Here is a 12,719-nt window from a genome sequence, read left to right as displayed (position 1 = left end):
GGGGCGGGATGAATGAACAGGCATCAAAAAGAGAAGGCCGACGAAGCGTCGGGCCAGGGCCGGCCGACACTGAAGACGCTCGCCTTCATGACCGGGCTGGGCGTCACCACTGTGTCGCGTGCGCTGAAGGACGCGCCCGAGATCGGCGCCGAGACCAGGCGGCGTGTCCAGCTTGTCGCCAAGCAGATCGGTTATCGGCCCAACCGTGCCGGCGTACGCCTGCGCACCGGCAAGACCAATGTCATCAGCCTGGTGCTCAACACCGAGCACGAGATCATGAGCTTTGTCTCGGATATCATCTACGGCGTTTCCGAAGTCATTGCCGACACGCCCTATCATTTGATCGTGACGCCCTATTCGCGCTCGCAGGATCCGCTCGACCCGATCCGCTACCTCGTGGAAACCGGGTCAGCCGACGGCGTCATCATTTCGCGCACACAGCCAAACGATCCGAGGGCCCGTTATATGCTGGAGCGCGGCATCCCCTTTGCCACGCACGGTCGCACCGATATGGGGCTGATCCATCCTTATCATGATTTCGACAATTACGCTTTCGCAGCCGAGGCAGTGCGCCATCTGGCCGGCCTCGGCCGCCGCCGGCTGGCTCTGCTGGCGCCGCCTGTCGAGCTGACCTATCACGGCCACACGCTCGCCGGCTTTGCCGATGCGCTGAGCGAGGTCGGCGCCAGCGAGATCCCGTTCAACACCGTTTCGATCGATCATTCGATCGAGCAGATCAGAATGCGGACCGCGCAGCTGATGCGCCGCGATGTCAGGCCGGACGGTTTCATCAGCAGCGCCGCCGCCGCGACGCTCGCCATCGTCGCCGGCATCGAAGACGCCGGCCTCAAGCTTGGCCGCGATGTCGATGTGGTATCCAAACAATCGTCGGAGCTTCTGCACCTGTTTCGCAGCGAATTGCTGGTCGTCAACGAGAACTTCCGGCTGGCCGGCGCCGAGCTCGCCCGCTCGGTGCTGGGCTGGATCGGCGGCGCCGCACCCGGCACCCTGCAAAGCCTGAGCGAGCCGGGCGAAGTGCAGGCCTATCGCCGCCCCGACTAAAGCGGGGTATGTTCAAATTGAACTGGCATCCGGCTCCATCTAACTGTCTTAGCCACATTTCTGCGACGCCAAATGGTTCCACTTGGCTGCAAAATGCGCGCTGCTGACTGGCAGCTTGGGGCCGAAAGCTGTCCGTCCGATATGGGGACGAGATCACCATAAAGCGGCCGTAGGAGCACGCGGCAGTCACGTTTCGGGATTAAGGGGCTCATCACTCTTGATACCACGATGCAACAGCAGCTAGGACCGGCCATATTTGTTACGAATGGTGTCGATGTCGGATTGATCGCCCCGGTCTCGTCGTTCCAGAAAATGAAGGAGCAACGATATGTCTGAAAAGGAAATCTTGTCTGTCATCCGGGGCCAGGAAGACGCAACTGCCAAGGGGGACGCCCGCGCCAACGTCGATGCCATGGACCCGGATGTCGTGGTTTTCGATCTGCCGCCGCCGCTTGCCTTTCGAGGCGAACAGGCGCGCGACATCGAAGGGATAGATGCTTGGTTTGCAACTTGGCGCAACGGCGTCACCGTTCACATGGCTGACCCGCAGCTCATGATCGACGGCGATCTTGCAGTGGCCTTCGGGCTGTCGCGCATGACTGGCATTAAGACCGATGGCACAAAGGTCGACTCCTGGAGCCGGCGAACCATCGTGCTAAGGCGCATCGGCGGTTCTTGGAAAATCATCCACGAACATGCCAGCTTCCCTATGGCAATGGACGGAAGTGGGCGCGCTGTGACGGATCTCTTGCCGTAGTTCCGGAACGCCTAACGTCCTCAACAGGGATGTCGGCTTTCACGCGGCAAGGGTTCGTAGGTGAACGGTCGATTTGGCGGCCCGTTGCTGACAGTCAGCCTTGGCGCCGAGAGCGGACCTGCAGGTTAAGACTGCAAGTCTTCAATACGGACCGTGGTCGGTCGCATGCGAGATGAAGCTGTCGAGGGGCGATCGAGGATCGCCCTCACTGACCCTCCTGGGCAACTTGGGAGATACTAGCCGTCGGAGTAGGATCAAAGTTAGTCAGCTCACAGAACGTGGAAGAAGCAAAAGAACCCGGTTGCGGCGGAAGAAATTCCCCCTGGTGCTTCCATGCGAAGCAGATTTTGATCGTGTCGAAAGATTTTTGTTCTCGGCGTTCATCGATGCGGCCATCGACAAATACAAGAGAAATTATATGCGCGGTTGCATTTAGAGATTGAGGCTCTGCTTTCGCAGCCGTTGACACTGTCAAGAAAAGAGCCAGAGCGATGATGAGCTTGGTGCGATTCATGTCGTCCTCCGTTTCATCCGGTGCCGCCAGGATCGCTTGGAGGCGACGGCCGAATGGGCTATGCTAGGAGGCGCGCCAAGAGGGTGAAATGTCCCGAACGGCCCCTGAAATTGACCTGAAATCTGCTGAAACGGTCACGTTCCGCGGTTTTGTTTTTCTTGCGAACAGCAACGAACTCCGAACCGTGGAAGGCAAAGCGGTCAATCTTCGCAGCCAGTCCGTCGAAGTGCTCTCCGTGCTCGCGGCGCGACCAGGCGAAATCGTGTCCAAGGATGCGATGATGCAGGCGGTTTGGCCCGATACCTTCGTGACCGAAGACAGCCTCACTCAATGCATTGCCGATATTCGCCGCGCATTGGCGGACGACGCGCACGTGATCGTGGAAACCGTGCCTCGGAGAGGCTACCGACTGAATGCCGATCCGTCGGACGCGGCGGACCCAAACGCCGCAGCCGGCATGGAACGTGCCAAGACACGATTCTCGCAGCGCGGCTTCATTCTTGCTGCACTCGCTCTCGTTGCGGCGGCGATCGGCGCATACTACGGCGCGGAAGTATGGCGAGCCGCTCCCGTTCGTTCGAGCGACATGCCCAGGATTGCGGTCCTTCCCTTCGACGACATGAGTGCCGGTGCGGATAAGGGATATCTCAGCGATGCCGTTGCCGAGGGGATCATCACCGAGCTGGCGCGGAGCAAGACTTATGCCGTCATCGCGCGGAACTCGAGCTTCAGGTACCGCGATAAGCCCATCGACACCAGGCAGATCGGAGATGAACTCGGCGTCGACTACCTGCTCGAAGGCAGCCAGCAGAAGGCCGGAGACCGGCTGAAAGTGACCGCCCAGTTGCTGAATGCGCATGACGGATCGCATGTCTGGGCCAACACCTACAACCGGGAGATCGGCGATCTTTTCGTCGTCCAGGAGGAGATCATCCGCACGCTTGCGGCTCGGGTCGGGCAAAGGATCGAGCGACCCTTGCCACAGAGCGACGCCGCCCGGGTTAGCGCGCTCAGTTATCTCATGATGGGGTCTGCCGCGAACAAAAAGGATTTTTCTGCCGCGGGGAACGAACTGCTGCGGCAGCTCAGCCTCAAGGCGATTGAAGCGGATCCGAACTCCCAATTCGGCTTTATCGGGCTGGCCTGGTCCTATCGCTTTGACTCGGTATTCTGGCACAAGCAGGAAAACAACCCCGACGAGGCGTTGAAGCGGGCCGCAGAGTACGCCGACAAGGCCATCCTGCTCGCTCCGGACGATGCCAACGCGCATCAAATCCGCGCCCAAATCCATAGTGAAGCCGGCGAGATCGAGCAGGCCATTGCGCAGTTCGATCAGGCGATCGCCCTGAACCCCAGCGCCTCGAATATCCTCGAGGGCAGTGCGGCCCCGCTGCTCTTTGCCGGCCGCACCGACGAAGCGATCGATCGGATCGAGCAGGCCAAAGGCATCGATCCCTTCTACCCCGACTGGTACAACTGGGACATGGGCTGGGCGCTCTATGAAAAGAACGATTGCGGGGCTGCGCTAACGGCGATGCGGAAAATGTCCCCAATCCCGATCGGCGCACACCGAATGCTTGCGGGGATCTACGCTTGTCTGGGAAACCAGCGGGAGGCAAAGGAAGCGCTTGCGGTTTTCCTCAAAGACTCGCCCGGCGACTCCATCAGCAAACAACGCAAGCAGTGGGAGAAGAACTGGACCGCCCCCGGACCCCTCGAGCGCTGGATCGGACACATGCGGTTCGCGGGCTTGCCGGAGTGACGGCTGACCGTATGCGGCCCGGCAGAAGCCAATTGGCCGCAAAAAACCGTTGAAGCCTTTGTGTTGTGGGCGCTGGTTGCCCTCAAAGCAGGATCATCCTTCGCAAGAATATTGGAGGTGCGCTCGCACCCCAACTTCTGGAACGGGGCCGACGGCTGCCGTTCATCGGCGATGCCTCGAACTTCCGCAGATGGCGCAACCGCGACCTCCAAAATGGTCGCCAACAATGTCTGCTCTCAGGCAGTGGCAACAGTCACCTCAATGGCCGACATGAGGCGCAGTCCCGATGTCCAGATGGCGAACCGCCGGACCGGCCCGAGAACTCCCAACGGCGCGCTTGAGATCACCCGAGCGCGGCTCTACTAGTCCGAAAACCTCACGCTCACGCCGCGCTGCCGAAAATAGGCCTGCATCAACTTGCGCCCCGAGCGGTTGTTCTGCGCCAACTTGGTCGGATCGAACACCGCCTGTTTTATCCCTTCTCGTGTCAGCGCTGCTTTAAGCGTCGCGATATGTGCGTCGATGTCGGCATTGTCCGCCCGGAGGGAGGCATAGATACTTTCGGTCGCCTGGGCCACGGTCGGTTCGCTCACAGGTGTCGTCCTTTGGTTGGTTGAGCGGCGGCTTACCACAGATTCGCGGCTCCGCCGATGCCGATGAGACCGTCAATCGTCTCTACCGGCATAGCAGGTTCCTGGCGCGACCCGACACCCAGTTGGTCGCTGGAGATATCTGCTTTCTGGCAACCGCAAAATTGGGCTCTGCGTCCAAGTTCAGGCGCTACCCCGCCGCCCCATTCCCCCAGGGCCCATGGAAAGCGCCCTGCCCATCGATGCGCTCGAAGCCGTGCGCGCCGAAGAAATCGCGCTGCGCCTGGATCAGGTTCGAAGTGCCGCGGCCCTGCCGGTAACTGTCGAAATAGGCAAGCGCAGATGACAGGGCCGGCACCGGCGAGCCGGCTTCGGCCGCCCTTGCCACGACACGGCGAAGCGACGGATGTGCCTCCTGCATCAACGAGACGAAAGCCGGCGCCATCAGCAGGTTGGTGGCTGCGCCGCCGGCGCCGAAGGCCTCCGCCATCGTATCGAGCAATTGCGAGCGGATGATGCAGCCGGCCCGCCAGATCTTGGCGATGACCGGCATCGGCAGGTTCCACTTGAATTCCTGCGATGCGCCGCTCATCACCGCGAAGCCTTGCGCGTAGGCGGCGATCTTGCCGGCAAACAGCGCCAGTTCGAGATCGCCGAGCAGGGCGTCCCTATCTCCGGAAATCTTGCTCACGCCGCCGCCATAAACCTTTTCGGCGGCAAGCCGCTCGTCCTTGATCGACGATAGCACGCGTGCCGCCACAGCCGCTTCGATCGCGGTGGCCGGGATGCCGAGCTGCTGCGCCTCGATCACCGACCATTTGCCGGTGCCTTTCTGGCCGGCGCGGTCGAGGATGATGTCGACCACCGGTTTGCCGGTCTTGGGATCGTCGGCAGCCAGCACCTTGGCGGTGATCTCGATCAGGTACGAATTGAGCCGGCCCGTGTTCCACTGCGAAAACACCTCGGCGATTTCTTTCGGCCCCGTGCCTAGCCCGTCGCGCAAGATGCCGTAGATCTCGGCGATCATCTGCATGTCGGCATATTCGATGCCGTTGTGGATGGTCTTCACGAAATGGCCGGCGCCGTCGGTGCCAAGCCACGCCGCGCAAGGCTCGCCCTTGAACTTGGCCGAGATCGCGGTCAGCACCTTTTCGACGCGCTTCCAGGACTCTTCGGTGCCGCCGACCATGATCGAGGGACCGTGGCGGGCGCCCTCCTCGCCGCCGGACACGCCCATGCCGATGAAGGTCAGGCCCGAATCGGTAAGCTCCGAGAAGCGCCGCATCGTGTCGCGGAAATTGGCATTGCCGGCGTCGATGACGATGTCGTTGGCCGACAGCACGCCGCGCAATGCCGCGATCTGCTCGTCGACCGGCTTGCCGGCCAGCACCATGATGATGATCGGCCGCGGCGGCCGGATCGCGGCGGCCAGTTCCTCGAGGCTATAGCAAGGCACCACCCTATCCCTGAGCGCGCCGGCATTTTCGACAAAGGCATCGGTGCGCGCCGCGGTGCGATTGAAGACGGCGATGCGGTGCCCCTTCTCGGCGATATTGAGCGCCAGGTTGGAGCCCATCGTGCCAAGGCCGATCAGGCCGATTTCGGCTTTTTCCATTGTTTCTTCCCTGCTTTCGGATCTTGTTGCTTTGAGCCGCGATTGATGACGATGATTGACGGGCCTTCAATGCCGCGTCAACCGCCTCGCCGAATTGTGTTGCGTGGACCGGCGCTCTCGTCACGGCCTGATGTCGATCGGCGCCTCTATCTTCACCATCTCGAAATCCGAGACCAGGATATCGAGCCGCGCCGTCCACCGGCCGGCGACCGGAATGACGAGATCGTCGACGCGCCAGGTGCCGTCGCCAAGCCTCGTCGCCGGGCGCTTGATGGGTTCGATGCCGGAATCGGGCTTTGATAGCACCAGCGTCACCTGCTTTGCGTCGAGCGGGCCGAAATCGCCGGTCATGATGAAGATCGAAGCGGCAACAGGCCCGGCATGGCCGGGCACAATGCTGAGCTCGGCCATCGCCTGCAGCGTGTGGATATGCACCGATGCCGGCTGTGCCGCGGCGATCGCCAGCGCGCGCGGCGGCGGCGTGAAGCGCCATCCGGCGGCAACGCCGAAGATCGCCAGCACGATCAGCACCTCGATGGCGATCGAGCGGGCCAGCCGCCGCTGGACTTCCGTTTCGCCCGCCTCAGCCGGGGCCGTAAGCTTGAGGCGATTGACGGCGGCGAGCGTGAACAGGAAGACGAGCAGCACCAGCTTGAGCAGCAGCAGCCGGCCGTAAGCGGTATGGACAAGCGCCGACGGCGTTTGCACCTGGATGACGGCGAGCACGATGCCGGCTGCCGCAAGCACGGCCACGACGAACAGGATCGCTCGCGAAAACCGGCGCAGCAACGGCCCGGCTTTGTGCGGCTGCCGTTTCAAGGCAAGACCGAGCGGCGCCAGCGCCCCGGCCCAGATCGCGATACCAGTGGCATGCAGAAACACCATCGGCCGGGTCAGCCATTGCGGCTCGGCGGCACTGGCATGGCCGCTGGCGGCAAGTGCTGCGCCGACGCCAACCAGTCCGGCCAAGGCCAGCGGCTTTGCGTCGGCGTGCGGCACCACCAGCGATAACAGGCCAAGGCCGAGCGCCATCAGCGCGATCAGCACCGTCCAGCCGAAGCTGGTGCCGAGCCCGGTCTGCCAGATGATCGGCTGCGCCAGCCGGGCAAGCGGCGCACCGAGTGCATCCAGCCCCTGGAAACCGAGCGACAGGGGTGCGGCGGCCAGCCCGCACAGGATCGCAGCGACGATCAGGCGCTGGCCGGGTCGCCCGCCTTGCGCCAGCCAGGCCAGCGCAAAGGCACCGCCGACGCCGAAAAACAGGCCGATATACAGAAAGACCTTGCCGATCCAGATCGCGGTTCGAAGCGTCCGGTCGACGGCTTCGGAGGCGGCCGGCGCGGCACTCGGTGCACCGACCGAGAACAGCACCGAGCCGCCGACCGGATGCCCGTCGGCGGAAATCACCCGCCAGCTCAGCACATGCGTGCCGGATTTCAGCGCCTGCGGATTGTCGATCTCGACGGTCTGGCCGCTGAGCCGGAAGGAGGTCAGCGGGATCGACGTGCCGTCGGGCCGCACCAGCGTCAGCACCAGCGGCGAAACCGGTTCGCTGAAGGTCAGCGACATCTGCGACGGGCTCTGCGCCAGCACCGCACCATCAGCCGGCTCGGCCTTGATCAGCGCCGCATGGGCGAAGGCCGGACCAGGCATGGCAATTACGGCGAGCAGCACGATGGCGGCAAGCAGGCCAGCCACAAGCCGGCCAGAATAGTTGCCGGCCATGCAAGCTTGCCGCAGGAAGGATGCCGCGCTCATCTCACCGCCAAGAGCAGCGGCGCGCTCATCCGCCAAAGCGCGCCGCCGGAGCTCACTTCTTCGGCAGCAGCTTGAGGCCGGGCGCCGGAAATTCCAGCGCGTCCTCAGCCTGCCCGGCCGCCGGGATCTCGATCCAGCGATCGGCAACGCCGTCACATTCCTGCACCACCGGGAAATGCAGCGTCTGGCCTGCCGGCAGGTCGGACGCCAGCGTCGCGCGAAAGACGAATTCGTCGTAGAACTCGTCCGGCAGGCTGCCGGCGCTCCAGTCGATCTCCTTAACGCCGCTGGTCACTGCCTGGCCGTAGAGCTGGTAGGACTTCTCGTATTTGCCGTTCTTGACCTGCAGCGTCCAGCCTGGCTTCGGCATCGGTTTGACCGAAAGCACCCCTTCCGGGATCTGCACGCGCAAGGCGGTCGTTGCCTTGCCCTCGCAGCCATGCGGCACCCGAAGAACCGCCTTGTAGGTCGAGCCCACCGCCGCCTCCGGCGTTTCGAGCGTGATGTGGGCAAAGGCCGCGCTGGTCCCGAGGACAAGAAGCACGCAGCCGGGCAAAAGCGATTTCTTCATGATGCTACCTCTCGAAGCGGCCAAGTCAGTCGTCGTCCTGGGGCGCCGCGCTGCCGATGCCTTGCACGGCGAATTCAATCTGCACGGGCCCGGCTTTTTCGAAGGTCAGCGTGGCGGAGAACATTTCGCCCTCCTTGGGCTGCCGCTTCAAATCCCTGAACATCAAATGATAGCCGTTGGGCGCCAATGCGACCTTGCCGCCGGCCGGGATTTCGAGGCCGCCGGTGACCGGCCGCATGGTCATGACGCCATTGCTGACGCCCATCTCGTGCAGTTCGGCCTTGGCCGAGATGTCGGAGGTGATCGACAGCAGGCGATCCGGCGCACTGCCGGTGTTGGTGATGGTGAAGTAGCCGCCGGCTACCTTGGCACCGGCTGGTGTGGCGCGCGACCAGGGGTGCCCGATCTCGAGATCGCCAAGCTTGAACTCATGTGCCAACACCGTCTGGGCGCTGGCGAACAGGAGGGCAATAACGCAAAGGGCGACGCCGAGACGCTGCTCGAAACCACCCAGTGCGAAGCGCCTGCGGCTGGATGCGGCAGCGCGAAAAGAGTGAGACATGATTGCTCCGTGGACTTTAATGGGGGATCGCGCCGATGGCCGGTCGCGAACGATGTCGATAAACGCGCCGGCAAAGCGTTGCGCGGCGCCAACCAGAACGGATCAGGCCGTCGCCGGTGGTGCGCGCGGATTGGACGGAGTGCGGGCGCGGGCGAAATCGCGATGCCGGAAGGCCGGCAGGACAAAGGCGATGGTTTCGACGGAAAGGCTGCGAGCCAGGCTCCCGGCGGCACCGGGCGGCGCGTAGATCGCCGAGACGAGGTTGCAACCAAGCATGCAGCAAGCCGGCATGTGCTGCTGATGCGGATCGCCGGCGGGGAGTTGCGCCGCGCCGTCATGGGTGCAGATCGTGTTGCCGAAAGCATCGAATTGCGAGGCGTTCGGCTCGACGCCGGAAGCAAACGCGCCGAACATCGACTGGAGCACGAAAAGCCACGCCGCGGCGAATGCGACCGGCATGCTCCATCGTCTCCGGCGTATGGTCAAGAACCAGCCTCTTCACGCAGCAACGTCAGCTCTCTAGCACGGAGCCGGCGGCCGGAAAATCGCCAAAACGTTGCTGCGGCAACGCAACACAATCACGCGCGCAGCGGCTGCCTGCCCTCCGGGATCGACGTTAGCAGCGTGTGGCGGGCCGATTTCAGGTGCTTGCGGCAGGCGGCGTCGACCTTGGCGAGATCGCGCGACTTGAGCGCAGCGATATAGGCGAGATGCTCCTGGACCGCGACTTCGTTGCGCTCACGCTCCTGCGCCTTGTTCCACTGGTAGTGGTAGTGGAAGATCATGGCGATGACATCGTAGAAATCGACGATGAAGCGGTTGTGCGACGCCCGGTGGATCAGCCGGTGAAAGCGCTCGTCAAGCTCGGAGAATTCGTTGAAACGCACGGCAATCTCCCGTGCCAGCCGGTGATGCTCGTCTTCCAGGCGGTCGAGGTCGGCCCACACCGGGCTATCCTCGGGCAGAGCGGCAAAGGCTGCGGCCGAGCGCAGTTCGAACATCTCGCGGATTTCGGTCAGCTCCAGCGCGAAGGCGCGGGTAAAGCCTTTCAGCACCCAGTGGCTGTTGCGGCGCTTCTCGATCAGCCCAAAGCGCGAGAAGCGGATCAGGAATTCGCGCACGCTGGTGGTGCCGACGCCGATCTCGCGCGCCAGTTCGAGCTCGTTGATCTGCATGCCGGCTTCGGCACCGCTGGCAAGCAGCCGCCGCATGAAGGAGCGCTCGATGATCTCGGCCAGCGTGTCGGTTTCTTCCTCAGGGAAGAAATCGTCCGGCCGCGGTTCGCGCAGAACCGTCTTGCTGCGCTTGTTCCAGTCGATCAGCCCGGTTTCTTCCATGCGCGCAAGGATGGTGCGGACCGTCGTGCGGCTGACGCCGAGCAGCGTGCCCAGCTCCGGCTCCGAAGGCAGGCTCCTGGTTTCGTCGAGCAGCCTCAGACCGCGATTATAGGCATCCTTGTAAACGTTGTTGCTCTTCGACATCCCCTGCCCCGTGGCGCGCCGCCGTTTGCGTCCGACGTGAAGCGTTTCTCGTGCATGAAACCGGTACCGCTTCGGAAAACATCATGCGCAACGCTAGTTTTGGCTGTAGAGCCTACTTCACGCATCCAAAAGACGCGTCGCGCTCTGGCGAAAAAACAATTGACGCAAAAATGTTTTTTCACGATAAAAGACATTATATGTTAAGAGCCGCGTGTCAATCCGCTCGCGCACCCAGGAACACACCCAGGAAGCTCCCGTGAACGCCGCAAACAGCATTCTTCTGTCTCCCGCCGACAATGTCGCGGTCGCCAATGGCCGCATCGAGATCGGCACCGTGCTGCCGGGCGGCGCCGTCGCCGCCGCAGTGATCGAGCCGGGCCACAAAGTGGCGATCAAGCCGATTGCGGCCGGCGAGGCCGTGGTCAAATACGCCCAGGCGATCGGCCGCGCCACGCAGGACATCGCGCCCGGCGAGCATGTCCATTCGCACAATCTGGTTTTCGAAAGCGGCCGTTTGCCCGTGGTGCCGCCGAGCGAAGCGGTGCATGCGACCGAGGCCGACCGCGCCCGCACCTTCATGGGCTACCGCCGCGCCGACGGCCGCGCCGGCACGCGCAACTTCGTCGGCATTCTCGCCAGCGTCAATTGCTCGGCCACCGTCTGCCACGCCATCGCTGACGCGGCGAACCGCACGCTTCTGCCGCAATATCCCGGCATCGACGGCTTCGTCCCGATCGTCCACGGCCAGGGCTGCGGCATGAGCGCCACCGGCGACGGCATGATGGTGCTGCACCGCACGCTGGCCGGCTACGCCCGTCATCCGAATTTTGGCGGTGTGCTGATGGTCGGGCTCGGCTGCGAGGTCAACCAGCTCACCCTCTATGGCCAGAAGGGCGTTGCGGCGGGAAAACGCCATTTCAACATCCAGGAAGCCGGCGGCTCGCGCAAATCGGTCGAGAAGGCGTTGGTCGTGCTGGCCGAGATTGCCGAAGAGGTCGGCAAGCTTCAGCGTGAGCCGATCCCGGTCAGCGAGATCGTCGTCGGCCTGCAATGCGGCGGCTCCGACGGTATGTCCGGCATCACCGCCAATCCGGCGCTGGGTGCCGCGGTCGACATCCTGGCCGGCGTCGGCGGCATCGGCATCCTTTCCGAGACGACGGAGATCTACGGCGCCGAGCACCTGCTTGCCTATCGCGCCGCAACACCCGAGATCGCCGCCAAGCTCGACGGCTACGTGAAATGGTGGGAAGACCACGTCGCCAAGCATGGCGCATCCATCGACAACAATCCCTCACCGGGCAACAAGCGCGGCGGCCTGACCACCATCCTGGAGAAGTCGCTCGGCGCGGTCGCCAAGGGCGGCCAGACGCCGCTCAACGGCGTCTTCGGCTATGCCGAAAAGGTCACCGGGCACGGGCTGGTGTTCATGGACACGCCCGGCTACGACCCGGTCTCGGCCACCGGCCAGGTGGCGGGCGGCGCCAATGTCATCGTCTTCACCACCGGCCGCGGCTCCTGCTTCGGCTGCCGGCCGACGCCGTCGATCAAGGTCGCCAGCAACTCGACCATGTACCACACCATGGAAGAGGACATGGACGTGAATTGCGGAGTCATCGCCTCGGGCGAAAAGACCATCGCCGGCATGGGCCGCGAGATCTTCGAGCTGATCGTCGAGACGGCTTCGGGCCGCAAGACCAAGAGCGAGGAGTTCGGCTACGGCGACAACGAGTTCGTGCCGTGGCACCTCGGAGCGACGCTCTAAGCCAGTCGCAGACACCTGACGTGATCGCCAGGTGTCACAGTTCGTACACCCCAAAAAAGAATGAACATTCCATATTGACTGAGTGATGGAATTAATATTCCATGCAGCATATTGGAGGAGATTGGCAGCGGAGTTCCGACAGAGCAAGCTTTCCCGCCGAGCCATTCGAAGCGGCCATCAAACATCGCTTGCGCCGACCGAGATGATGCACTATCAAAATGCGGTAAATGTTTTTTATTGATAAAGTTCCGTTTGGGCCGCGCCATCCGAATGGAGCTTCCGTAA

At 63.0% G+C, this 12,719-nt stretch carries 12 protein-coding genes; 4 read left to right on the top strand and 8 right to left on the bottom strand.

The genetic code is table 11. The features are described from left to right. Positions 1-12 precede the first annotated feature (12 nt). Positions 13-1,062 carry a LacI family transcriptional regulator gene (locus tag NKH70_RS07905; protein WP_023721952.1) on the top strand — a complete coding sequence of 350 codons (1,050 nt, stop codon included), beginning with the start codon at positions 13-15 and terminating at the stop codon, positions 1,060-1,062. A 328-nt stretch (positions 1,063-1,390) separates the two neighbouring features. After that, entirely contained in the window at positions 1,391-1,819 is a 429-nt protein-coding gene (locus NKH70_RS07900) for a YybH family protein (RefSeq protein ID WP_352713935.1), read from the top strand. Between the two features lie 205 nt (positions 1,820-2,024). On the opposite strand, the gene NKH70_RS07895 is transcribed toward NKH70_RS07900, so the two are convergent. Next, positions 2,025-2,333, bottom strand: coding sequence for a hypothetical protein (locus NKH70_RS07895; protein WP_352713936.1), 309 nt, complete (start codon positions 2,331-2,333; stop codon positions 2,025-2,027). 88 nt (positions 2,334-2,421) lie between these two features. Here NKH70_RS07895 and NKH70_RS07890 point away from each other — a divergent pair, with 88 nt between their 5' ends. Continuing rightward, positions 2,422-4,095, top strand: a complete 1,674-nt coding sequence (locus NKH70_RS07890) for a winged helix-turn-helix domain-containing tetratricopeptide repeat protein (RefSeq protein ID WP_352713940.1) — start codon at positions 2,422-2,424, stop codon at positions 4,093-4,095. 362 nt (positions 4,096-4,457) lie between these two features. On the opposite strand, the gene NKH70_RS07885 is transcribed toward NKH70_RS07890, so the two are convergent. The 7 genes from NKH70_RS07885 to NKH70_RS07855 form a co-directional block, all read right to left on the bottom strand. Further along, positions 4,458-4,688, bottom strand: coding sequence for a hypothetical protein (locus NKH70_RS07885; protein WP_095488311.1), 231 nt, complete (start codon positions 4,686-4,688; stop codon positions 4,458-4,460). 187 nt (positions 4,689-4,875) lie between these two features. Beyond that, positions 4,876-6,300 (bottom strand): NADP-dependent phosphogluconate dehydrogenase, encoded by a 1,425-nt coding sequence (gene gnd / locus NKH70_RS07880; protein WP_352910549.1) that lies wholly within the window; start codon positions 6,298-6,300, stop codon positions 4,876-4,878. Between the two features lie 120 nt (positions 6,301-6,420). Then, positions 6,421-8,058, bottom strand: a complete 1,638-nt coding sequence (locus NKH70_RS07875) for a copper resistance CopC/CopD family protein (RefSeq protein ID WP_353025056.1) — start codon at positions 8,056-8,058, stop codon at positions 6,421-6,423. 52 nt (positions 8,059-8,110) lie between these two features. Beyond that, the gene (locus NKH70_RS07870) at positions 8,111-8,629 is read right to left on the bottom strand and encodes a YcnI family copper-binding membrane protein (protein ID WP_352456800.1); all 519 of its coding nucleotides are present in this window, start codon (positions 8,627-8,629) and stop codon (positions 8,111-8,113) included. A gap of 25 nt (positions 8,630-8,654) precedes the next feature. After that, the gene (locus NKH70_RS07865) at positions 8,655-9,191 is read right to left on the bottom strand and encodes a copper chaperone PCu(A)C (protein ID WP_352713952.1); all 537 of its coding nucleotides are present in this window, start codon (positions 9,189-9,191) and stop codon (positions 8,655-8,657) included. Between the two features lie 102 nt (positions 9,192-9,293). Continuing rightward, positions 9,294-9,650 (bottom strand): DUF2946 family protein, encoded by a 357-nt coding sequence (locus NKH70_RS07860; RefSeq protein WP_352713956.1) that lies wholly within the window; start codon positions 9,648-9,650, stop codon positions 9,294-9,296. Between the two features lie 119 nt (positions 9,651-9,769). Continuing rightward, complete coding sequence (locus tag NKH70_RS07855; protein WP_352713961.1) at positions 9,770-10,672, bottom strand: GntR family transcriptional regulator; 903 nt, start codon at positions 10,670-10,672, stop codon at positions 9,770-9,772. Positions 10,673-10,928: 256 nt separating this feature from the next. Here NKH70_RS07855 and NKH70_RS07850 point away from each other — a divergent pair, with 256 nt between their 5' ends. Beyond that, a complete protein-coding gene (locus NKH70_RS07850) occupies positions 10,929-12,434 on the top strand; it encodes a UxaA family hydrolase (protein WP_352713964.1) in 1,506 nt (501 codons plus the stop codon). The last annotated feature ends 285 nt before the right edge of the window (positions 12,435-12,719 follow it).

Origin of the sequence: Mesorhizobium sp. M0991 (genome assembly GCF_040318915.1) — a bacterium.
Classification (GTDB): domain Bacteria; phylum Pseudomonadota; class Alphaproteobacteria; order Rhizobiales; family Rhizobiaceae; genus Mesorhizobium.
This window is presented reverse-complemented; position numbering and strand designations above follow the sequence as displayed.